The sequence below is a fragment of the Azovibrio sp. genome (assembly GCF_049658005.1).
In the GTDB taxonomy this organism is placed as follows: Bacteria; Pseudomonadota; Gammaproteobacteria; order Burkholderiales; family Rhodocyclaceae; genus Azovibrio.
This window is the reverse complement of sequence record NZ_JBASOH010000139.1, coordinates 1-21,660: the sequence shown is the minus strand read 5'-3', so window position 1 is coordinate 21,660 and position 21,660 is coordinate 1. Positions and strand designations below refer to the sequence as shown.

Below are 21,660 nucleotides of genomic sequence, written 5' to 3'. Positions count from 1 at the left end.
TTTGGTCCCGCTGTGGACAGCCGATCGGTAGCCGGCCCGGGGCCGGTTTTTTCATAGGCTATTTTCACACCCGGCTTTATCACACCTTGAGGAACAGGGTCTGCAAGGGTTCGTCCCCCACCTGGCGGCTCCAGTGGCCATGGACTGCGGGGTCGAAGCGCTCCCCTTCGGGCACCAGGTCGTTCGAATAAAAGTGATCGCCTGCCTTGAAGAGGCGGGAGCTGCCGTCCCTGAGGCCGATTTCCATCTGGCCGGCGAGGATGATGGTCCACTGGGGCGAAGTGGTGCAGTGGAAATCACTCCTGAAACCCACGGGACTGATGCGCAGCTGGTAGCCGCTCGCCGGGTAGAGGGTCGAGAGGCGGGCCTGGGGCGTGCCCTCCAGCAGCGCCACCTGCTCTTCGCGGAAATGGGCCCGGCCGTCGGCGCCGGTATAGAGTATGACTTTGGTGAAGGTGCTCATGAAAACTCCCGGGGAAAATGCGCAGTCCAGGCGCTGCCAGTCCGAGGGGTCAGGCGGTGCCCGGGCGCGGGGTGGGGTGAAGGGCCAGGGGAAGTTGTTGCAAGCCGGCGATCAACTGGTCCTGTAGTTCCAGCAATTGGGCCAGGGCAGGCTCGAGGTCGGTTTCCCGTCCGGCGGCCTTCTCGGCCACCAGCCTGTTGGCCAGTTGGTGCAACTGTTCATGAAGTTCACCCAGGGGGGCGAACAGGGCTTGTTCCTGATAGCGGGCTCGTCCTGCTCCGGCATACCACTGGCCGAAATGGCATTCTGGCGAAGCGAGCGGCGGCGGGGCGGGGATGGCGCCAAGCAGGTGGTGTTCCAGCGCGCGGCACCAGTGGCGCAAGTCCACTTCGGCATAGGCGGTAGCCATGTCATCGCGGCTCAAGGGGGCGTTGTGCGGCGCTTGCCAGCTCTGTTCCGGCTGCCATGTCCTGACCCAGTCGAGCACCTGATCCGCCGGCATGGGGCGGGCGATGCCGTAGCCCTGGCCCAGTTCGCAGCCCAGGCGTAGCAGCAGCGCGCCGTGGGCAGCGCTTTCCACGCCCTCGGCAATGGCGCTGCGGCGGAAGGCGGCGGCCAGGCCGATCACCCCCTCGACGATGGCCAGGTCCTCCGTATCCCAGAGCATGTCGCGCACGAAGCTCTGGTCGATCTTGAGGACCCCGGCGGGCAGGCGTTTCAGATAGGTGAGGGAGGAGTAGCCGGTGCCAAAATCATCCAGGGAAAAATCCACCCCCAGGGCCCGGCAGCCTTCGATGACCCGGGAAATATGGGCAATGCCTTCCAGGGCGGCGGTTTCCAGGACTTCCAGCTCGAGCCAGGTGGGCGGAATGTCCGGGTGCCGGGCCAGCTTCTCGAGCAGGCGCGGCAGGAAGTCTTCCTTTTGCAGATGGTGGGCCGCAATGTTGACGCTGACGGGCATTTTCAGGCCCGCCTGTTGCCACTGGCTCATCTGGGCCAGGGCCGTGTCCATGACCCAGTCGCCAATCTGGGCGATCAGATCGGTGCCCTCGATCATGGGCAGGAATTCTCCCGGGGCCACCAGTCCGCGCTCGGGGTGGCGCCAGCGCAACAAGGCTTCGGCGCCCATCACCTGGCCGCTGCGCATGTGCACCTTGGGCTGATAGAACAGTTCGAATTCCCGCTGCTCCAGCGCCTGGGTGAGGCGGCTGATGCTTTCCCAGTGGGTTTTGGCCTGACGGTCTCGCTCTGGATCAAACAGATGGTAACGATTCTTGCCGCCTTGCTTGGCCTGGTACATGGCCTGATCCGCATGGCGCAGCAGGGTGTCGGCATCGCTGCCGTCGTGAGGAAACAGGGTGACCCCCAGACTGGCCGACAGTTGCAGGGCAACCCCCTTGATCGGGATCGAGGCCGCCGCCGCTCGCAGCAGGCGTTCCAGGACAAGTTTGCACTCCTCCATGCCGTCCAGATCGGTCAGCACCACCACGAATTCGTCGCCCCCGAGCCGGGCCAGGGTGTCGCCGGCGCGCAGGGTGTCCTTGAGCCGCTGGGAAATGGCAATCAGCAACTCATCCCCGGTTTCGTGGCCGTGGGTGTCGTTGACCTCCTTGAAACCGTCCAGGTCCAGGTACACCAGCGCCATCAGCTTGCTGTCGCGTCGGGTACGGGCAATGGCCTGCTGCAGACGGTCCGCCAGCAGCACCCGGTTGGGCATCCCGGTCAGGGCGTCGTAGTGGGCGATGCGTTCGAGCTGGCTCTGGTGTTCCTTGATGGTGGTGATGTCGGAGAACAGGGCGACATAGTGACAAATCTGGCCCGCTTCATTGCGCACTGCCGCGATATTGAGCATTTCCGCGTACAGGGTGCCGTCTTTGCGCCGGTTCCAGATTTCACCCTGCCAATGGCCCTTGAGGGACAGGTCGCGCCAGAGGGCGGCATAGAACTCTGGCCCCTGGCGTCCCGAACTGAGGATGCGGGCATTGTGCTGCAGCGCCTCGGCCCGGCTGTAACCGGTGATGCGCGTGAAGGTCTCATTGACGTCGACGATGGTGCCGTGCGGGTCGGTGATCATGATGCCTTCCTGGGCGTGGGTGAACACGCTGGCGGCCAGCTTGAGCCGGGTCTCGGAAGTTTTGCGCGCGGTGATGTCGGTGAAGGAAAAGACCCGGCCGATGATGAGCTGGTTCTGCCGGGCCGGGCGGGATTTGCGTTCGAAGTACTGGCCGTCCGCCAGTTGCAGGACGTCCAGGGTTTCGTCTTCCTCGTCCGGGCGGATTTCGGCCATGCGGCGCAGATAGGCTTCCGGGTCGGCCATGCGGCTGGCCAGATAGGACTGGATCGCCTGGTCGTCGTGGGCGAGCAGCAGGGCTTCGGGAATCTGCCAGAGGCAGGAGAGCCGGCGGTTCATGTTGACGATGGCACCGCTGCGATCCATCAGCAGGATGCCATCTGCCGTCGCCTCCAGGGTGGCGCGCAGGCGGGCGCCCATATCGGCCAGTTCCGCCTCGGTGCGGCGCAACTGGCCCACCGGGGTGGCGCAGATCACCAGCAGGCCGGAATGGTGATCGGCCCGGGAAATGTTCCGGGTGACGCTCAGGAGTTCGCCGTTGGCCATCAGGTAAGTGGCATCCGCTCCCTGCATTTCGGGGGCGATGCCCTGGCGCACGTCTTCCCAGAAGAAGATATCGGCAAGGGAACATTCGATGTCGGTGATGGGGCGGCCCTCCAGCGCCTCCAGGCGGTAGCCCAGGTGTCGCAAAGCGCCCTGGTTGGCCATGCGGATGGCCAGACTGGCCCCGTCGACCAGCAGCAGGATTTCGTTGCAGTGCTCGAGCAGCAAGGCTTCGGGGGAAGGGCTGAGGGGCATCATTCCCTCTTTGTCGTGGCGTTGCTGTCGAAGAAGTAGGTCACGTGCTGGCGTGGGCTCAGGTAAGCGTAGGTGCGCGGCGGCAGCATGCTGGGGCGGATGGCCTTGCTGATGTTGATGTCGGTTTCCTGTTCCAGGTCCAGGATGGGCGCGGCTTCCTTGGGGACGGATGCAGCGTGGAGCATGACGCAGGGGCGCAGGGGCTTGGCCGGATTGACCGACATCACCATGGCGATGGTTCCGTCGGAGAGGCTGACGAGGGTACCCGGAGGGTAGACGCCCAGGCAGCGGATCATCTGTTGCAGGATCACCGCATCGAACTTGTTGCGCCGCTGGGCGAACATGAAGGACAGGGCCTCGTGCGGGGACAGGGCCTCGGCCAGGTCGATCGGGTTGCAGAGCTTGTCATAGAAGTTGACCAGGCTCACGACCCGGGCTGGCGGGCTGATCTTGTCGAGTTTCAGGCCCAGAGGATAGCCCGAGCCGTCGGCCAATTCGTGATGCTGGTAGATGATGGCCTGCACTTCGGGATCAAGCCCCAGTTGCCTGGCCAGCTTGACGCCGTACTCGCAATGAAGGGCGCGCAGCTCCCGCTCCGGCCGGGTGCATTCGGAGGGTTTCTTCTTGAGGACCCGGTCGGGCACCTCCATCAGACCGATGTCGTGCAGCAGGGCGCCCAGGCCGAGGAGGCGGGCCTTATCGGGGCTGAAGTCGAGGCGCTTGGTGAGCATCATGGCGAGCACAGAGACATTGAGGCCGTGGAAATAGACCTCGTCGCCACCACACTTGTCGCCCATTACATGCAGGGTGACTTCGGGGTGCTCCAGGAAGGCGAGCACCATCTGATCCACCAGCTTGCCTATTTCCAGCAGGGTTTCCCCGGGGTTTTGCAGCAGATTGCGGTTGATCTGACGCAAGATGCCGCCCGCCTTGAGAAAGGCCTTGTCCACCTGTTCGATGCGCTGCCGGTATTGCGCCAGGCGGAGAACATCAGGGGCCTGGGTTTGCGCCGGGTCCGGGGTGAGGTCCGGGGTGGGGGTGGCAGCGGGGGCGGGCGGCGCCAGCGGGGGAGGCTCGGACAGGGTATCGCTGCGGTCCGGGTCGAAGCGGAATCGGGCTTTTCCCAGGGCGCGCAGCTCGCGGATCTGGGCTTCGCTGCTGATCTTGAAACTGTTGAGGGCGAACGGGTGGCCAAACCAGGGCAGGTCGACGAAGATGTGGAGGCCGACCTGCAGCTGCTCGGCGGCAATATAGGGGTGGCTTGGCGTAGTGCGGTCGGTCGTACTGTCTTCAGGCACGGAATCCTCTCCTCAGGGGGGATTATCCCTAATTTAACGTGTCGGGTGGGGTTGCTGTGCAGTTCCGGTGTGCGCAGGGCGAGAAGTGGTTCAGCCGGCCCCGGGCTTTACGCTAGAATCACGCCTTTATCCCGCCCGGACGTGCCCGTGAACGGTATCACCCTCGCCCTCTCCAAGGGCCGCATCTTCGACGAGACCTTGCCCCTCCTGGCCGCCGCCGGCATCGTGCCGAGCGAGAACCCGGAAAGCTCCAGAAAACTCATCATCGCGACCAACCAGGCGCATGTGCGGCTCATCATCGTGCGCGCTTCCGACGTGCCTACCTATGTCCAGTACGGTGCCGCTGATCTGGGCGTGGCGGGCAAGGACGTGCTGATCGAGCATGGCGGCGCCGGCCTGTATCAGCCCCTCGACCTTGCCATCGCCAAATGCCGGATGATGGTGGCCGTGCCCGAGGGCTTTGACTACGCCAGCGCCGTGCAGCAGGGCGCCCGCCTCAAGGTGGCCACCAAGTACATCAGCACGGCCCGGGAGCACTTCGCCGCCAAGGGCGTCCATGTCGACCTGATCAAGCTCTATGGCTCCATGGAACTCGCCCCCCTGGTGGGCCTGTCCGATGCCATCGTCGATCTGGTCTCCTCCGGAGCCACCCTGAAGGCCAACCGGCTGGTGGCGGTAGAGCACATCCTGGACATTTCCAGCCGGCTGGTGGTGAACCAGGCGGCCCTGAAATTGAAGCGGGAAACCCTGCAACCCATCATCGACGCCTTCGCGGGCGCCGTGGAGACGTGAATATGCTGGCCATCCAGCGGCTCGACAGCCGCACTCCCGATTTTCCGCAACGACTGCAGGCGCTGCTCGCCTTCGAGGGCGCCCAGGACGAGGCCATCGAACGGACCGTGGTCGCCATCCTGGCCGAGGTGAAAGCCCGGGGCGATGCCGCCGTGGTCGAATATACCAACCGTTTCGACCGGCTCGCAGCCGCCTCCATGGCCGCCCTGGAACTGCCCCGAGCCCAATTGCAGGCGGCCCTGGATGGGCTTGCCCACGAGCGCCGCGCCGCCCTGGAAACCGCGGCCGAGCGCATCCGCCGCTTCCACGAAAAACAGGTGCAGGAAGGCTGGAGCTACACCGAGGCGGACGGCACCCGGCTCGGCCAGATGGTGACGCCGCTCGACCGGGTCGGCCTCTATGTGCCCGGCGGCAAGGCCGCTTACCCCTCTTCGGTGCTGATGAATGCGATTCCCGCCAAGGTGGCCGGGGTCAAGGAACTGATCATGGTGGTGCCCACCCCCGGCGGCGAAAAGAACGCCCTGGTGCTCGCCGCCGCCTGCCTCGCCGGGGTGGATCGGGTGCTGACCATTGGCGGCGCCCAGGCGGTAGGCGCCCTGGCCTACGGCACCGAAACCATTCCCCAGGTCGACAAGGTGGTCGGCCCCGGCAATGCCTATGTGGCCTGCGCCAAGCGCCGGGTATTTGGCATCGTCGGCATCGACATGGTGGCCGGGCCTTCGGAAATCCTCGTGCTCGCCGACGGCACGACCGACCCGGACTGGGTCGCCATGGACCTGTTTTCCCAGGCCGAGCACGACGAACTGGCGCAAAGCCTGCTCGTCTGCCCGGATGCCGCCTATATCGACAAGGTCCAGGCCAGCATCGAGAAGCTGCTGCCCAGCATGGCGCGCCAGGAGGTGATCCGCACCTCCTTGCAAAATCGCGGCGCCCTGATTCGGGTGAAGGATCTGGAAGAAGCCGTCGCCCTTGCCAACCGGGTGGCGCCCGAGCACCTCGAACTCTCCCTGGCCGAGCCCGATGCCTGGGTGGAAAAGATCCACCACGCCGGCGCCATCTTCATCGGCCCCTGGACTTCCGAATCCCTGGGTGACTACTGCGCCGGCCCCAACCACGTGCTGCCCACTTCCGGCAGTGCCCGCTTCTCCTCGCCGCTCGGGGTCTATGACTTCCAGAAGCGCACCAGCCTGATCCGGGTGTCGCGGGCCGGAGCCCAGAGCCTGGGTCGGGTCGCCGCTACGCTGGCCGACGGCGAGGGCCTGCCCGCGCACGCCCAGTCCGCCCGCCTGCGCCTGGAGCGCTGATTTCCGGCGCGGCTTCTCCCTGCCCGAGCAGCCCGGCGGGTCTGAGCGGCAGGGCGCCGGCGGAGTCCGCCCGCAATGGGGCCGTCGAAAGGGGCCGTCGAAAGCGCAGTCGAAAGGTCAGCCGAAGCCGCGGCTCAGTCGAAACCGCGGAAGTCGGTGAAGTTTTCCACCGGCTCGCGTTCGGTGACGAGCTGGTTTTCCGGCGCTTCGGGGTTGGCATAACCCAGGGCCATGCCGCACACCACCCGTTCGTTGTCGGGCAGGCCGAGGCTGGCGGCCACGGTTCTGGGGTAGTCGGCAAAGGAGAGCTGGGCGCAGGTGTCGAGGCCCCGGGCCCGGGCGGCGATCATCAGGTTGCCCATGAACATGCCGTAGTCGAGGAACATGCCTTCACCCAGGCAGCGGTCCATGGTGAAGATGAGGCCGACGGGGGCGTCAAAAAAGACATAGTTGCGTCCGGTCTGATGCTTCATGCGCGCCTTGTCGTCCTTGGCGATGCCAAGCAGGCCATAGAGGCCCAGGCCGATCTTCTTGCGGCGGGAATGCCAGGGGTCCTTCCATTCCTTGGGGTAGTAGTCGAATTCGCGCCCTTCCATTTCGCCGCGCTCGTATTTTTCCAGGATGGCGGCGGATAGGGCCGCCTTGGGGGCGCCGGTGAGGGCATAGACCTTCCAGGGCTGGACATTGGTGCCGGAAGGGGCGCGGGCGGCCAGTTCCAGTATTTCTGCCAGCAGTTCGCGCGGCACCGGGGTGGGCAGGAAGTTGCGGATGGAGCGGCGCGAGCGGATCGCGGCATCAACGGACGGGATGGAGGTTTGAGTCGTCATGGTGGGGTCTCCGGGGGTGGGTATCAGGCAAGAATTTCGGTGAGCGCAGCAAGCAGGGCGGCGCATTCGCCGTCGGTGCCGATGCTGATGCGCAGGAACTGGTCGATGCGGGGCAGTTTGAAGTGGCGCACGATGATGCTGCGCTCGCGGAGTTGCCGGGCCAGCTCGGCGGCATCCCGGTCCGGGTGGCGGGCAAAGACGAAGTTGGCGGCGGAGGGAATGACCGTGAAGCCGAGTTTGCCCAGGCGCTGGCTCAGATGCTCGCGGCTCTGGATGACGGCCTGGCGGGTCTGCTCGAACCAGGCCGCGTCGTCCAGGGCGGCCATGGCCCCTGCCAGGGCCAGGCGGTCCAGGGGGTAGGAATTGAAGCTGTTCTTGACCCGCTCCAGCGCTTCGATCAGGTCCGGGTGGCCGACCGCGAAGCCCACCCGCAGCCCGGCCAGGGAGCGGGACTTGGACAGGGTCTGGGTGACCAGCAGGTTGGGGTGCTGGCTGACCAGGGCGATGGCGGTGTCGGCGCCGAAATCCACATAGGCTTCGTCGATCACCACCACCGAATCCGGGTTGGCAAGCACCATGGTTTCGATCCCGGACAACGCCAGGGGCCGGCCGGTGGGGGCGTTGGGGTTGGGGAAGACGATGCCGCCGTTGGGCTGGGTATAGTCCCCGGGCCGGATGGCGAAATGCTCATCCAGGGCAATGGTTTCGTACGGAATGCCATACAGGCCGCAATACACCGGGTAGAAGCTGTAGGTGATGTCGGGAAAGAGGATCGGGGCCTCGTGCTTCAACAGGGCCTGGAAGACATGGGCCAGCACCTCATCGGAACCGTTGCCGACGAAAACCTGTTCCGGGCCGATGTCAAGGGAAGCAAACTGCCGGGCCACGGCGGCCTTGAGACGCTCGCCGTCGGGGTCCGGGTAGAGGCGCAGGCGGGCGCCGTCGTCCCCCAGTTCGGCCTGGATCGCCGCGACCACCCGGGGGGAAGGCGGGTAGGGGTTCTCGTTGGTGTTGAGCTTGATGAGGTTGGCGAGCTTGGGTTGCTCGCCCGGGGTGTAGGGGGTCAGGCCGCGGACAACGGCGCTCCAGTACTGGCACATGGCGTGGCGCTCGGGGGCTTTGCAGAAAGGGTGAAATGGTATCATGGCCGCCTGTTCAAATCCCTTGGGCCAAGCCTCATGCGGCAAGTCGAAATTTCCCGTAACACCCTGGAAACCCGGATCACGGTCCGGCTCAATCTGGATGGCAGCGGTCAGGGCCGGTTCGCCACCGGCGTGCACTTTCTTGATCACATGCTCGACCAGATCGCCCGGCACGGCCTGATCGACCTGGATATCGAAGCCAAGGGCGATCTGCATGTCGATGCCCACCACACGGTCGAAGATGTCGGCATCACCCTGGGCCAGGCCCTGGCCCAGGCCTGGGGCGACAAGCAGGGGTTGAGCCGTTACGGCCACGCCTATGTGCCCCTGGACGAGGCCTTGTCCCGGGTGGTGATCGACCTGTCCGGCCGTCCCGGCCTCTTCATGGCAGTGGAATTCACTCGCGCCAGCCTGGGCGGCCTCGATACCCAGTTGTTCGCCGAATTTTTCCAGGGCCTGGTCAATCATGCCGGCATGACCCTGCACATCGACAACCTGAAGGGCAGGAATGCCCATCATCAGGCCGAAACCATTTTCAAGGCCTTCGGCCGGGCCCTGCGCATGGCGGTGACCCCCGATGCGCGCCAGGCCGGCAGCGTGCCTTCCACCAAGGGAGTGCTCTGATGGCGATCGCTGTCATCGACTACGGCATGGGCAATCTGCGCTCCGTCTCCCAGGCCCTGGAACATGTGGCCGGGGGCGAGCCGGTGCTCGTCACCTCCGACCCGGCCCAGGTGGCGGTGGCCGAGCGGGTGGTGTTTCCCGGTCAGGGCGCCATGCCCGACTGCATGGCGGAGCTGGAGGCCCGGGGGCTCAAGCCTGCCGTGCTCCAGGCGGCGAAGGACAAGCCTTTTCTGGGCATTTGCATTGGTTTGCAGATGTTGTTCGAACATAGCGAAGAGGGCGATGTGTCTGGTCTGGGCGTGTTCCCCGGCCAGGTGCGGCGTTTCCCCGAAACCATGGTGGCTCCCGACGGCGCCCGCCTCAAGGTGCCGCACATGGGCTGGAACCGGGTCTGGCAGAAACCTCATCCCCTCTGGGCCGGGATCGAGGACGGCGCCCGTTTCTATTTCGTGCACAGCTACTGCGTCCAGCCCGAAGACGAGGCCCTGGTGACAGGCTGCTGCGAATATGGCCTGCCCTTTACCTGTGCGGTGGGGCGGGCTAATATCTTCGCTGTTCAGTTTCATCCGGAAAAAAGCGCCCGGGACGGGTTGCAACTCCTGAAAAACTTTGTTTCCTGGCAACCCGCTGGCTGAGCTGATCCGGCTCACCCGGCTTTCACAAGAAAACTCCCATGCTCATCATTCCCGCCATTGACCTGAAGAACGGCCAGTGTGTCCGTCTGAAGCAGGGCCTGATGGAACAGGCCACCGTCTTCTCCGAAAACCCGGCTGACATGGCCCGCCACTGGCTGGATCAGGGCGCCCGCCGCCTGCATCTGGTGGACCTGGATGGTGCCTTCGCCGGCAAGCCCAAGAACGAGTCTGCCATCCAGGCCATCCTCGACGAAGTGGGTGACCGCATTCCCGTGCAACTGGGCGGCGGCATCCGTGACCTGGATACCATCGAGCGCTGCCTGGACGACGGCCTGACCTATGTCATCATCGGCACCGCTGCCGTGAAGAATCCGGGGTTCCTGCGCGATGCCTGCATCGCCTTTCCCGGCCACATCATCGTCGGCCTCGATGCCAGGGAGGGCAAGGTCGCCACCGATGGCTGGTCCAAGCTCACCGGCCACGAAGTGATCGACCTGGCGCGCAAGTACGAGGATTACGGGGTCGAGGCCATCATCTATACCGACATCGGCCGGGACGGCATGCTCTCCGGGGTGAACGTGGAGTCCACCTTGCGCCTCGCCCAGGTCCTGTCCATTCCCGTCATCGCCTCCGGCGGCCTGTCCAGCATCGAGGATGTGAAGGCCCTCTGCGCCGTGGAATCCGAGGGGGTGGTCGGCGCCATCGCCGGCCGGGCCATCTACGACGGCTCCCTGGATTTCAAGCTGGCCCAGGCCGCGGCCGATGCGGCAAGCCAGGCGCCGACCCAGGCGGCTGGCAACTGATGCTGGCCAAACGCATCATCCCCTGTCTCGACGTCACGGCTGGCCGGGTGGTGAAGGGCACCAATTTCGTTGCCCTGCGCGATGCCGGCGACCCGGTGGAAATCGCCAGCCGCTACGACGAGCAAGGGGCCGACGAGATCACCTTTCTCGACATCACCGCCTCCAGCGACGAGCGCGACATCATCCTGCACATCATCGAAGCCTGCGCCCGCCAGGTCTTCATTCCCCTCACCGTGGGCGGCGGGGTGCGCCAGGTGGCCGACGTGCGCCGCCTGCTCAATGCCGGGGCCGACAAGGTTTCCATCAATACTGCCGCGGTGCAGGATCCGGATCTGGTGGCGGAAGCCTCCGCCAAAGTGGGTTCCCAGTGCATCGTGGTCGCCATCGACGCCAAGCAGGTGGCGCCCGGCAGCTGGCATGTGTTCACCCATGGCGGCCGTAACGACACGGGGCTGGATGCCATCCTGTGGGCTAAAAAAGTGGCAGCCCTGGGGGCCGGCGAAATCCTGCTGACCAGCATGGACCGGGATGGCACCAGGAACGGGTTCGACCTGGCCCTGACCCGGGCCGTGGCGGACGCGGTGGCAATTCCCGTGATCGCTTCCGGCGGGGTCGGCAATCTGGATCATCTGGCCGATGGCGTCAGCCTGGGCCGCGCCGATGCGGTGCTGGCCGCCTCCATCTTCCACTTCGGCGAATACACCGTGCGCCAGGCCAAGGAACACATGGCGGCCCGGGGCATCGAAGTGCGGCTGTAACGATCATGAGCGACGACATGGAGGCCAGCCAGCCCTGGCTCGACGCCCTGAAGTGGGACAAGGACGGAATGATTCCCGCCATTGCCCAGGACGAGGCCAGCGGCCGGGTGCTGATGTTTGCCTGGATGAACCGGGATGCCCTGCAGGAAACGGTGCGCACCGGCAACGCAGTATACTGGTCTCGTTCGCGGGGGCGTCTGTGGAAGAAGGGCGAGGAGTCGGGCCATTACCAGAAAATCCGCTCCATCCGCGCCGACTGCGACGGGGATGCGTTGCTGCTGAATATCGAACAAGAAGGCGGCATCGCCTGCCACACCGGGCGGGAAAGCTGCTTTTTCTTTGAATTGCAAGGCGAACGCTGGATTCCCGTTGATCCGGTTTTGAAAGATCCCAAGGAAATTTACGCAAAATGAACACCTCTCACGACATCTTTCACCGCCTCTCCGAAACGCTGGCCTCCCGCCGCCATGCCGACCCGGAGACTTCCTACACCGCCCAGCTGTTTGCCAAGGGCCCGGATTCGATCCTGAAGAAGATCGGCGAGGAATGCGCCGAGCTGATCATGGCCGGCAAGGAAGGCAAGCGCCTCAACATCGTCTGGGAATCCACCGACGTGATCTATCATGTGCTGGTGCTGCTGGCCTTCTACGGCCTCTCGATCGAGGACGTGGCCCAGGAAATGCGCCGCCGGGAGGGCATTTCCGGCATCGATGAAAAGAAAGCCCGGGACATCATCAGGTAGGCTCTTATGGAAAACTGTATCTTCTGCAAAATCGTGCGGGGCGAGATTCCCGCCAGGAAGGCCTATGAGGACGATCGGGTCCTGGCCTTTCACGACATCCACCCGCAGCGTCCCACCCATCTTCTGGTGATCCCGAAGAAGCATATCGATTCCCTGGCCCAGGCCACGCCGGAAGACGAAGCCGTACTGGGGCGGATGCTGGCGGTGTCGCAGCAGCTGGCCCGGGACAATGGCAGCCCCGACGGCTTTCGCTGCATCATCAACACCGGCCGGGTGGGCGGCCAGGAGGTTGCCCATCTGCACATGCACATCGTGGGCGGCCCTGATCCGGTCGGCCCCATGCTGAAGAAAATTTGAGGAGACAACACCATGGGTTCATTCAGCATCTGGCACTGGCTCATCGTGCTCGTGATCGTCATGCTCGTGTTCGGGACCCGGAAGCTGCGCAACATCGGCCAGGATCTGGGCGGCGCCGTGAAGGGTTTCAAGGACGGCATGAAGGAAGCCGGCGAGCCGGCCAAGCCAGGCGAGCCGACCTCGCCGCCGCCGCAGGTCAGCGGCCAGACCATCGACGTGGAAGCGAAGGAAAAGACCCGGAGCTGACTGGATTCAAGGGTGGCGATGCTGAAGGCCCGCTGCCCTCATGCCCAGTCCATGTCGCTGAGCGCTCATGTTTGATATCGGCTTTTCTGAACTGATGGTGATCGGTGTCGTCGCCCTGGTGGTGATCGGTCCTGAACGCCTGCCCAAGGTGGCCCGCACGGCAGGCCATCTGCTCGGGCGCCTGCAGCGCTATGTCCATGATGTGAAAACCGACATCAACCGGGAAATGCAGCTCGATGAGCTGAAAAAGCTGCAGTCCCAGATGCTCGAATCCGCCCGGACCCTGGAAAGTTCGGTTCGCGAGGAAATGGAAACTGCCCGCAGCACTTTCAGCGCTATCGGCGAAGCTGCCCGCCCTGCCCCGGCTGAATCGAAGCTGGGCACCGAGCCGCCCACCGAGCCGCCCACCCTGGCGCCGGCCTCTCACGAGCCCGGGCCGCAGCCCGTGCCGGTGGAAACCTCGCCCCTGACTTCGCTCCCCCCGAAGTTCGACCAGACCCACCCCGTCGCATGAGCTCAGCCCCGGAAGATACCTTCATTTCCCATCTGGTGGAATTGCGCAATCGCCTGATGCGTGCGCTGGGGGCGGTGTTGATCGTTTTCCTGTGCCTGTTCCCCTGGGCCAAGGATCTCTATGCCCTGCTGGCCCAACCGCTGATCGCCTCTTTGCCTCAGGGCGGGCAGATGATTGCGACCGATGTGGTCGGGGTATTTCTGGTGCCGATGAAGGTGGCCTTGATGGTGGCCTTCCTGATCGCCCTGCCTTATGTGCTGTACCAGATCTGGGCCTTCGTGGCGCCTGGGCTGTACACCCATGAAAAGCGCCTGGCCATGCCGCTGCTGGTCAGCAGCGTGCTGCTCTTCTTTTGCGGCATGGCTTTTGCCTACTTCCTGGTGTTTCCCACGGTGTTCCACTTCATGGCGAGCGTGGCCCCCGAAGGCGTGGCCTGGATGACCGATATCGAAAAATATCTGTCGTTCGTGATGACGACCTTCATCGCTTTTGGCATCACCTTCGAGATGCCGGTAGTGGTGATCGTGCTGGTTGCCACGGGCTTGGTGGAGATCGCCAAGCTCAAGGAGGTGCGGCCCTATGTGATCGTGGGGGCTTTCATCATCGCCGCCATCTTTACCCCGCCGGATGTGGTGTCCCAGTTCATGCTGGCGCTGCCCATGTGCCTGCTGTATGAACTGGGCATCCTCATGGCGGGATTCATGAGCCGGCCCTCGTCCAATACCGAAGCCCCCATGAGCGATGCGGAACTGGAAGCGGCGCTGGACGAGGCCGAGGCCCAGCACAGGAAGCTGGAAGAAAAATGATCAGGCGTTGCCAGTCAGGGGACTGGCCGGGCCGGCGGCGGTGGCGGCCTCGCGCACCAGGGACCCGTCCCGGAACAGGCAGAGGGTGCCCGGCGTGAGAATCCGCCAGTCCTCGTTGTCGGTCAGGGGCGTGGTGGCGATCACCGCCACCCGGTCGTCGGGGTGGGTGACTTCCTGAAAATCCACGCTCACGTCCTGATCCTTGAGATGGGCCGGGGCAAAAGGGGCCTTGCGCTCGATGCAGGCCAGTCGGGTGGAGCAGTGGGCTATCAGGCTCTCGCCCCAGGAAAGCAGGTAATTGCACTGGCCGGAAGCTGTCATTTCCAGCGTCAGTTCGTGCAGGGCGGCGAACAGGGGGGCTTCTTCCGGCAAGGTGGCGCCAAAGCGCCGGCGCAGGGACTGGAGCAGCCAGCAGAAGGCCCGTTCGCTGTCGGTCTGGCCCACGGGCATGAATTCGCCGTTGAATTCGGGAAAGAAATCCACCAGGTGGCCGTTATGGGCAAATATCCAGTACCGGCCCCAGAGTTCGCGCTGAAACGGGTGGGTGTTTTCCAGGCCGATGGCACCCTGGGTGGCCTTGCGGATGTGGGCGATGACATTGAGGGAGCGCACCGGGTAATGGCGCACCAGCTCGGCGATGGCCGAGGTGGCCGAGGGCTGGGGGTCGAGAAACACCCGCACGCCCTTGCCTTCAAAAAAGGCGATGCCCCAGCCATCCTTGTGCACATCGGTGCCACCGCCCCGGGCCTGGAAGCCGGTGAAGGAGAAGCAGATGTCCGTGGGGACATTGCAGTTCATTCCCAGTAACTGGCACATGGGCTCATTCCGGGTTGCGACGCAGGGCCGGGCGCTGGCCGATCTTGACCTCGACCGTGCTGATGTTCCTGGCCCGGCGCAGGCGGAAGCTGGCTTTTGTGCCGGGTTTCAGGGCAGCGATCACATCCAGCATGGCCTGGGGATCGTGAATTTCGTGCTGATTCACGGTCAGCAACACGTCGCCGGGCTGAATGCCGGCCTGCTCTGCCGGGCTGCCGCGCACCACGCCGGCGATCAGGGCCCCTTGCGTATCCGGCAGGCCGAAGGATTCCGCCAGTTCCGGGGTGATTTCCTGGGCTTCCACGCCGATCCAGCCGCGGATTACCTGACCGTTCTGGATGATCTGTTCCATGATCTGCTTGGCCGAGGAAACCGGGATGGCGAAGCCGATGCCCAGGGAGCCGCCGGTGCGGGAATAGATGGCGGTGTTGATGCCGATCAAGTTGCCCTGCACATCCACCAGGGCGCCGCCGGAGTTACCCGGGTTGATGGCCGCATCGGTCTGGATGAAATTCTCGAAGGTGTTGATGCCCAGATGGGTGCGGCCCAGGGCAGAAACGATGCCCATGGTGACGGTCTGGCCGACGCCGAAGGGATTGCCGATGGCCAGCACGATGTCGCCCACGCCCACGTCGTCCATCTGTCCGAAGGTGATGGCCGGGAGTTTGTCGGCCTCGACCTGGAGCACGGCCAGATCGGATTCCGGGTCGGACCCCACCACCCTGGCCTTCATCTTGCGGCCATCGGCGAGGGAAACCTCGATCTGGTCAGCGGCATCGACGACGTGGAAATTGGTGAGGATGTAGCCATTGGGGCTGACGATGACCCCGGAACCCAGGCCGGATTCCCGCCGGGGGGTATCCTCGAAGCCTTCGCCGAAGAAATGGCGGAAGATGGGGTCATCGAGCAGGGGATGGCGCGGCGTCCTGACCTGCTGGCTGGTGAAGATGTGCACCACCGTCGGCAGGGCGCGCCGGGCGGCATCGCGGAAACCCTGAGAAGCCACCGGTCCGCCGGATACGCGGGCCTCCTGCAAGGCGACAAGGGTCGCCTGGGGCTTGCCCAGCCACTCGGGCTTGAGGGTCGCCACTACAAACAGCAGCGCCAGCGCTACCGTCGTCGTTTGTGCAAAAATCAGCCACAGCCTGCGCATAGGAGAGCCCATGAATCGTGATGAACTGGTGCGTTACCTGGATGATGTCCTGGAAAGCGCGAAATTCGGTGATTATTCCCCAAACGGTCTGCAAGTGGAAGGACGGGCGGCGGTTTTCCGCATCGTGACCGGCGTCACGGCCAGCCAGGCCTTGCTCGACGAGGCGGTCCGCCGGGGCGCGGATACGGTGATCGTGCATCATGGCTATTTCTGGAAAGGCGAATCGCCGCGGGTGACGGGCCTGCGCCGCCGGCGCCTGGGGACTTTGCTGCAGCATGACATCAACCTGATTGCCTACCACCTGCCGCTCGATGCCCATCCCGGGCTGGGCAACAACGCCCGATGGGCCCAGGCCATGGGCTGGCAGCCGCAAGGGCGCTGCGGCGATCAGGACCTGGTCTGGTGGGGCAGCATGAGCCCCGCCCCCCTGGAAGATCTGGCGCGGCGCCTGGAGCAGGTGCTGGGCCGCGTGCCGTTGGTGATCGGCGAGGCAAAGCGCCCCATCCGCCGCATCGCCTGGTGTTCCGGTGGCGCTCAGGGATATATCGAAGCGGCGGCAGCGCTGGGGGTGGATGCCTATCTTTCAGGGGAGATTTCCGAACAGACCCCGCATCTGGCCCGGGAGCACGGCATGGCCTACCTGGCCTGCGGCCACCATGCCACGGAGCGCTTCGGCGTCAAGGCGCTGGCGGAGTTCCTGAGCCGGGAAACGGGGCTGGCGTGCGAATTCGTGGATCTGGCGAACCCCGCTTGATCAGCTGATATCGAGGCGGGTCAGGAATTGGCTGATCTGTCCCAGCAGTTGCTCCATGGCGACGCCATTGAGCAAGAAGGCAATCATGCCACGCAATTGCCGTGCTTCCAGCAGCAAGTCGATGTGCAACAGCATCACGGCATCCCTTGTTTCCCGGGCATGCGGTTGCAGGATGTCTTGCGGCGAGCCGAGGCTGTAATGGGGCAGTGAACTGATGAGGCAGCTGGAGAAAAACCGGGCCACGGCGCTGGTGCAGGCGTTCAGCAGGATGTTACCGATTTCGCTCATGGCATCTTGCTCCAGATCGGTGAGTTCCTGCAGGCTCAGGGATTCGTTGAGCATCAGGCGCACCAATTCCAGGGATTGATGTTCAGGGAAAATCAGCAGGCCGGTGGCCTCGAAAGAGCCCGAAAAGCGCTGGCTGACCGCACAGATGCGCTCGGCGCTGTTGTCGCCGAGCTGCTGGCAGGCTTCCTGGAACGGGACGATCTGGACCGAGAGGACCGACAGCCGCACCGGCTCCCGGACGATCACGGAAAGGTTGGCGGCAGCCTGGCCAATGCCGATATTGAAGGCTTCAATCAGGGCGTCCTGCTGGAGTTCGGTGAGTTTGTGCATGGTGGAGAATCCGGCCAGATCGGGTCCCGGGCTCAGACCGAAGCCCGGCTATAGGCGCTGATGGCGCCTGGTATCTGCTCTAGCGGCAGGACCTGGTCGGCCGCACCGAGCTTGATGGCCTCCTTGGGCATGCCGAACACCACGCAGCTGGCCTCGTCCTGGGCGATGGTTCTGGCACCCGCATCGTGCATCTCCTTGAGGCCGCGGGCCCCATCGTCGCCCATGCCGGTCATGATGATGCCCAGCGCGTTGGCGCCCGCGAACTTGGCGGCCGAGCGGAACAGCACATCCACCGAGGGCTTGTGCCGGTTGACCAGGGGGCCATCCTGCACTTCGACGATGTACTGGGCGCCGCTGCGCTTGAGCATCATGTGCCTGCCGCCGGGGGCGATCAGGGCGCGGCCGGGAATCACCCGGTCTCCGTTCCGGGCCTCGCGCACTTCCACCTGGCAGATGCTGTTGAGGCGCTGGGCGAACATGGCGGTGAATTTTTCCGGCATGTGCTGGACGATGATGATGCCAAGGGAGGTGGAGGGCAGGCGGGTGAGCACGGCCTCCAGGGCCTGGGTGCCGCCGGTGGAGGTGCCGATGGCGACCAGTTGATCCGTTGTCCTGGCCATCGCGGCGCCGTTGGCGGGGCCGGCAGACAGCATCACATCGGCGGAGAACTTGGGGCGATTGGGGGGCATCCCCGCCGAGGCCGCGCGGCTGCTCCTGGAAATGGCCTTGAGATTGGCACGGGCGGCCGTGCGCACGGCCTGGATGATGTCGTTGGAGCTATTTTCAAGAAAGCTTTTGAGGCCCACCTTGGGCTTGGTGATGATCGTCACCGCGCCGGCGGAGAGGGCTTCCAGGGTGGCCTGGGCGCCCTGTTCCGCCAGGGAGGAGCAGACCACGGTAGGGGTGGGATGCTCGGCCATGATCTTCCTGAGGAAGGAGAGTCCATCCATGCGCGGCATCTCGATGTCGATCACGAGCACATCGGGCCACCGGGTCTTCATCTTCTCCAGGGCGAAAATGGGGTCGGAGGCGGTGGCGATGACTTCGATCCCCGGGTCTTCCGAGAGGGCCTGGGCGACGACCTGGCGCACCAGGGCCGAGTCGTCCACGATCATGACCTTGATTTTATTGGACATTATGATTCCTGCGATAAGCGCCTTCGCCTTCGGGAAAGGCCAGCCAGACATGGCCGCTTGCGAGGTCGAAGGTCAGTTTGCGGCGGCCGCTGCCGCCCACATGTTCAGAAACGAGGAGCATGCCGGCTTCCCGCAACAACTTGCGTCCCTGCTCGATGTTGCCACTGCCGATATCCGGTTGAGTGCCGGGGCCGGCAAACATCAGGCCACCGCCAAAGAGTTTGGCCTGAAAGTCTGCGGGACGGCAAGCCCGTTGCCGGATGTCGTCCAGCAAGAGGAGGAAGGCTTCGTCACCAAAGCGGCCATCCGGGGGCTCGCCCCGGCGGTTTTGCCGACTCGCCAGGACGAAATGACACATCCCGCCAAGATGCAGGCGGGGATGCCAGAGGGTGATGGCGACACAGGAGCCGAGCAGGGTGTGTATCTGCAGCGGGGCGGTTCCAAAATACAGATCCCCGGGCCCGAGAAAGACCTGGGGGCCTTGGTAGAGAGCCGGATTCATTGTTTCTGGTAAATCGTGGGACGTACCGTCTTCAGGGGAGCGGGGATGCCCGAAAGGGTCTCGGAGTGGCCGATGAACAGATGCCCCCCGGGCTTGAGGCGGGGCATCAGGTGGTTGATCACCTTGGTCTTGGTTTCCTGATCGAAGTAGATCATCACGTTTCTGAGGAAGATCACTTCGAAATCCCCGATCGACGGATCGATCGGCAGGGTCAGATTCACCTGGGAAAAGCTCACCCGCTCGCGCAGTCTGCTGGAAATCAGGAAGGTGCCCTCCTGGGCGCGCACGCCCTTGAGGCAGTATTTGCTCAGGAATTCGGGTGGGATGCCTTCGTTGCGATCCATGGCGTAGTGACCCAGGCGGGCCCTGGCCAGTACCTTGGTGCTGATGTCCGTGCCCAGCACCTCCCAGGGATTGGAGGGCAGGTATTCGGCCAGCATCATGGCCAGGGTAAAGGCTTCCTCCCCTGTCGAACTGGCGGCGCTCCAGATGCGAAAAGGGGCGCTAATCCGGTACTTGCGCAGGATTTCGTCGCGCAGATAGTCGAAGTGCTTGGGTTCGCGGAAGAAGTAGGTTTCGTTGGTGGTGAGCAGATCCACCATGGTCTGCAATTCTTCGGGATGATCGCCGGTCGCCAGCATGCGGTAATACTGGCTGAAATTTTCGAGATTGTGGGCCTTGAGGCGCTTGCTCAGGCGACCGACCAGCAACACCTTCTTGGCATCGGAAAGACTGATCCCGGCAATCTTGTAGATCAGCCGTTGGAAGAGGGCAAACTCCTGGTCGGTGATGGCCGTATTCATCATGGTTCAGCTCTGCAATCTAGCTGGGCGTCAGAACAGTTCAATCTTCTTCTCCTTGCCGCTGGAGCGGTTGGCAATCTGGCGGGCCAGGGTGTCGGCGTAGGCGGTTTCCCGCTTGATCAGGCTTTCGGTCGCCATGCTGGTCACCATGCGGCGGCAGTAGGCATCACCCGTGTCCGGCACGAACAGGATCTTGCGCGACCAGGGGCCGAGGAAGTCCGAGGCGACCAGGGGAATATGTTCCCGCTCCAGCCATTCCTGGGCGAAGTCGGCATTGCGCTTGCCGATGCCCATGCCGCGGGCCAGGCTTTCGATGATGGTGCCGCCGCCAAAGGCCTTGGCTTCCAGGCGTGCCTTTTTCGCCCCCTTGGCCAGCAGGCCGTTGAGCAGGGCTTCCATGCAGTAGTCGCCGGCCAGCAGGGCGTCCACCTCGCTGTTGGGGGTGCGCTGCAGATTCGGCAGCATGAAGTGGTTCAGGCCGCCGATGCGGGCGGCCTTGTCGTACATGCAGACGGCCACACAGGAGCCGAGCAAGGTGGACAGCGGCTGTTCTGCTTCTATGCCCCAGGCGCCCGGGGCGATGCTGCGTGACAGGCGTTCGATGTCATGGCTGGGGAGATGGGCGTAGCTCAAATGGATCTTCAGAAAGGTTGAAAATGGGTCGCCGCCGGCCCGTTCCCGGTCGGCCTGCTCCCTGGCGTCAGCATTCTCGGGGAAGGGCTGGCCCCCTTGTCAGCTAGCGCCGGCTTCGGTGCCGGCCTCTGGCGTCGTGCCGCTGGCCGCCATCTGGGAGAGCAGGGAAATTTCTTCCACCGAGAGTACCTGGTCGACATTGAGGATAATGACAAAGCGGCCATTGACCTTGCCCATGCCGGTGATGAAGTCAGAGCGGATATTGGCACCGAAGGTCGGTGGCGGCTCGATTTCGCTGCTGGGGATTTCCAGCGCTTCGGAGACGGCGTCCACGATGATACCCAGGTCATGTCGCTCTTCGCCCTCATTGACTTCGATGATGACGATGCAGGTGCGGCGCGAAACCTTGGAGGGGGGTTTGCCGAAACGGCTCGCCAGATCCACGATAGGCACGACGCTGCCGCGCAGATTGATGACCCCCCGGATGAAGGGAGGCGTCATGGGGATTCTGGTCACAATGCCGTACTCGATGATTTCCTTGACGTTGAGAATGCCCACCGCAAACATCTCGCCGCCCAGCAGGAAGGTGAGATATTGCTGTGGACTGTGATCCGTCCCGGCCAGCGGGAGGCGCGTGGCGCCCGCCGCCGGGGGAGGGACTTGCGTAATCATTTCAGTCATGCGGGGCCCCTGACTCAGAATTTTTCGAAGTCTCTTTCATCGATGAGCTGCGCGGCAGATTTGGGCGTCGCCGCACGCGGCCTGCTTTCATGGGCATGAGCGCTGCTGGAGGCAAGGCGGGAGCCTGCTGCAGGACGGCCACTCCGATGGGTTTCAATGGTGAAGAAGCCCATGATGTCCTGCAACTGCTCGGCCTGGCCGCCGAGTTCTTCGGCGGTGGCGGCGAGTTCCTCCGATGCGGAAGCATTCTGCTGGGTGGCCTGGCTCAACTGGCTCATGGCGTTGTTGATCTGGGCGACGCCGGAGGACTGTTCCTGGGAGGCGGAGGCGATTTCCTGCACCAGGTCGGAAGTCTTGTTGATGGACGGCACGATCTCGTCGAGC

General features: G+C 64.1%; 26 protein-coding genes and 1 pseudogene. 13 read left to right on the top strand and 14 right to left on the bottom strand.

Annotation, left to right across the window (positions count from 1 at the left end; translation table 11 throughout):
• Positions 1-79: 79 nt before the first annotated feature.
• Genes WBH99_RS14180 through WBH99_RS14170 form a run of 3 tightly spaced genes read right to left on the bottom strand, consistent with a single transcriptional unit; the run spans position 80 to position 4,630 of the window.
• A complete protein-coding gene (locus WBH99_RS14180; RefSeq protein WP_424220745.1) occupies positions 80-463 on the bottom strand; it encodes a hypothetical protein in 384 nt (127 codons plus the stop codon).
• Between the two features lie 49 nt (positions 464-512).
• Complete coding sequence (locus WBH99_RS14175) at positions 513-3,335, bottom strand: EAL domain-containing protein (protein ID WP_424220744.1); 2,823 nt, start codon at positions 3,333-3,335, stop codon at positions 513-515.
• Positions 3,332-4,630: an HD-GYP domain-containing protein gene (locus WBH99_RS14170; RefSeq protein ID WP_424220743.1), complete on the bottom strand. Its 1,299-nt coding sequence runs from the start codon at positions 4,628-4,630 to the stop codon at positions 3,332-3,334. Before WBH99_RS14170 ends, WBH99_RS14175 begins: the two co-directional genes overlap by 4 nt.
• Before the next feature lie 147 nt (positions 4,631-4,777).
• Here WBH99_RS14170 and hisG point away from each other — a divergent pair, with 147 nt between their 5' ends.
• Both hisG and hisD read left to right on the top strand, forming a co-directional pair.
• On the top strand, positions 4,778-5,422 hold the full coding sequence (gene hisG / locus WBH99_RS14165) for an ATP phosphoribosyltransferase (RefSeq protein WP_424220742.1): 645 nt from the start codon (positions 4,778-4,780) through the stop codon (positions 5,420-5,422).
• Between the two features lie 2 nt (positions 5,423-5,424).
• Complete coding sequence (gene hisD / locus WBH99_RS14160; protein ID WP_424220741.1) at positions 5,425-6,726, top strand: histidinol dehydrogenase; 1,302 nt, start codon at positions 5,425-5,427, stop codon at positions 6,724-6,726.
• Positions 6,727-6,860: 134 nt separating this feature from the next.
• On the opposite strand, the gene WBH99_RS14155 is transcribed toward hisD, so the two are convergent.
• The gene (locus tag WBH99_RS14155) at positions 6,861-7,553 is read right to left on the bottom strand and encodes a nitroreductase (protein ID WP_424220740.1); all 693 of its coding nucleotides are present in this window, start codon (positions 7,551-7,553) and stop codon (positions 6,861-6,863) included.
• A 23-nt stretch (positions 7,554-7,576) separates the two neighbouring features.
• On the bottom strand, positions 7,577-8,653 hold the full coding sequence (hisC, locus tag WBH99_RS14150) for a histidinol-phosphate transaminase (protein WP_424220766.1): 1,077 nt from the start codon (positions 8,651-8,653) through the stop codon (positions 7,577-7,579).
• Between the two features lie 78 nt (positions 8,654-8,731).
• Between hisC and hisB the strand changes: the two genes are divergently transcribed.
• From hisB to tatC, 10 genes are all read left to right on the top strand, one after another.
• On the top strand, positions 8,732-9,319 hold the full coding sequence (gene hisB / locus WBH99_RS14145) for an imidazoleglycerol-phosphate dehydratase HisB (RefSeq protein ID WP_424220739.1): 588 nt from the start codon (positions 8,732-8,734) through the stop codon (positions 9,317-9,319).
• A complete protein-coding gene (hisH, locus tag WBH99_RS14140; RefSeq protein WP_424220765.1) occupies positions 9,316-9,954 on the top strand; it encodes an imidazole glycerol phosphate synthase subunit HisH in 639 nt (212 codons plus the stop codon). Before hisB ends, hisH begins: the two co-directional genes overlap by 4 nt.
• A gap of 38 nt (positions 9,955-9,992) precedes the next feature.
• Positions 9,993-10,757 (top strand): 1-(5-phosphoribosyl)-5-[(5-phosphoribosylamino)methylideneamino]imidazole-4-carboxamide isomerase, encoded by a 765-nt coding sequence (gene hisA, locus WBH99_RS14135; protein ID WP_424220738.1) that lies wholly within the window; start codon positions 9,993-9,995, stop codon positions 10,755-10,757.
• On the top strand, positions 10,754-11,515 hold the full coding sequence (hisF, locus tag WBH99_RS14130; RefSeq protein WP_424220764.1) for an imidazole glycerol phosphate synthase subunit HisF: 762 nt from the start codon (positions 10,754-10,756) through the stop codon (positions 11,513-11,515). Before hisA ends, hisF begins: the two co-directional genes overlap by 4 nt.
• Before the next feature lie 5 nt (positions 11,516-11,520).
• Positions 11,521-11,928 (top strand): phosphoribosyl-AMP cyclohydrolase, encoded by a 408-nt coding sequence (hisI, locus tag WBH99_RS14125; RefSeq protein WP_424220737.1) that lies wholly within the window; start codon positions 11,521-11,523, stop codon positions 11,926-11,928.
• Positions 11,925-12,257 (top strand): phosphoribosyl-ATP diphosphatase, encoded by a 333-nt coding sequence (locus tag WBH99_RS14120; RefSeq protein WP_424220736.1) that lies wholly within the window; start codon positions 11,925-11,927, stop codon positions 12,255-12,257. The genes hisI and WBH99_RS14120 overlap by 4 nt, the downstream gene beginning before the upstream one ends.
• A gap of 6 nt (positions 12,258-12,263) precedes the next feature.
• Positions 12,264-12,614, top strand: a complete 351-nt coding sequence (locus WBH99_RS14115; RefSeq protein WP_424220735.1) for a histidine triad nucleotide-binding protein — start codon at positions 12,264-12,266, stop codon at positions 12,612-12,614.
• A 12-nt stretch (positions 12,615-12,626) separates the two neighbouring features.
• On the top strand, positions 12,627-12,860 hold the full coding sequence (gene tatA / locus WBH99_RS14110; RefSeq protein WP_424220734.1) for a Sec-independent protein translocase subunit TatA: 234 nt from the start codon (positions 12,627-12,629) through the stop codon (positions 12,858-12,860).
• 67 nt (positions 12,861-12,927) lie between these two features.
• Positions 12,928-13,374 carry a Sec-independent protein translocase protein TatB gene (gene tatB / locus WBH99_RS14105; RefSeq protein WP_424220733.1) on the top strand — a complete coding sequence of 149 codons (447 nt, stop codon included), beginning with the start codon at positions 12,928-12,930 and terminating at the stop codon, positions 13,372-13,374.
• The gene (gene tatC, locus WBH99_RS14100; RefSeq protein ID WP_424220732.1) at positions 13,371-14,180 is read left to right on the top strand and encodes a twin-arginine translocase subunit TatC; all 810 of its coding nucleotides are present in this window, start codon (positions 13,371-13,373) and stop codon (positions 14,178-14,180) included. The genes tatB and tatC overlap by 4 nt, the downstream gene beginning before the upstream one ends.
• Here tatC and WBH99_RS14095 read toward each other — a convergent pair whose 3' ends face one another.
• Both WBH99_RS14095 and WBH99_RS14090 read right to left on the bottom strand, forming a co-directional pair.
• Complete coding sequence (locus WBH99_RS14095; protein ID WP_424220731.1) at positions 14,181-14,996, bottom strand: class II glutamine amidotransferase; 816 nt, start codon at positions 14,994-14,996, stop codon at positions 14,181-14,183.
• Between the two features lie 4 nt (positions 14,997-15,000).
• Complete coding sequence (locus WBH99_RS14090) at positions 15,001-16,149, bottom strand: Do family serine endopeptidase (RefSeq protein WP_424220730.1); 1,149 nt, start codon at positions 16,147-16,149, stop codon at positions 15,001-15,003.
• 10 nt (positions 16,150-16,159) lie between these two features.
• On the opposite strand from WBH99_RS14090, the gene WBH99_RS14085 reads away from it, so the two are divergent.
• Entirely contained in the window at positions 16,160-16,903 is a 744-nt protein-coding gene (locus WBH99_RS14085) for a Nif3-like dinuclear metal center hexameric protein (RefSeq protein ID WP_424220729.1), read from the top strand.
• Here WBH99_RS14085 and WBH99_RS14080 read toward each other — a convergent pair whose 3' ends face one another.
• The 7 genes and pseudogenes from WBH99_RS14080 to WBH99_RS14050 all read right to left on the bottom strand — a co-directional run.
• Positions 16,904-17,521 (bottom strand): chemotaxis protein CheC, encoded by a 618-nt coding sequence (locus WBH99_RS14080; RefSeq protein WP_424220728.1) that lies wholly within the window; start codon positions 17,519-17,521, stop codon positions 16,904-16,906. It abuts the gene before it with no gap.
• Between the two features lie 32 nt (positions 17,522-17,553).
• Positions 17,554-18,657, bottom strand: coding sequence for a protein-glutamate methylesterase/protein-glutamine glutaminase (locus WBH99_RS14075; RefSeq protein ID WP_424220727.1), 1,104 nt, complete (start codon positions 18,655-18,657; stop codon positions 17,554-17,556).
• Positions 18,647-19,159, bottom strand: coding sequence for a chemotaxis protein CheD (locus tag WBH99_RS14070; protein WP_424220726.1), 513 nt, complete (start codon positions 19,157-19,159; stop codon positions 18,647-18,649). Before WBH99_RS14070 ends, WBH99_RS14075 begins: the two co-directional genes overlap by 11 nt.
• On the bottom strand, positions 19,156-19,965 hold the full coding sequence (locus WBH99_RS14065) for a CheR family methyltransferase (protein WP_424220725.1): 810 nt from the start codon (positions 19,963-19,965) through the stop codon (positions 19,156-19,158). The genes WBH99_RS14070 and WBH99_RS14065 overlap by 4 nt, the downstream gene beginning before the upstream one ends.
• Positions 19,966-19,992: 27 nt before the next feature.
• Positions 19,993-20,595 carry a chemotaxis protein CheD gene (locus tag WBH99_RS14060; protein WP_424220724.1) on the bottom strand — a complete coding sequence of 201 codons (603 nt, stop codon included), beginning with the start codon at positions 20,593-20,595 and terminating at the stop codon, positions 19,993-19,995.
• A 99-nt stretch (positions 20,596-20,694) separates the two neighbouring features.
• Positions 20,695-21,267: a chemotaxis protein CheW gene (locus WBH99_RS14055; RefSeq protein WP_424220763.1), complete on the bottom strand. Its 573-nt coding sequence runs from the start codon at positions 21,265-21,267 to the stop codon at positions 20,695-20,697.
• A gap of 23 nt (positions 21,268-21,290) precedes the next feature.
• Positions 21,291-21,660 (bottom strand): annotated as a pseudogene (locus tag WBH99_RS14050) (methyl-accepting chemotaxis protein); the annotation flags it as partial.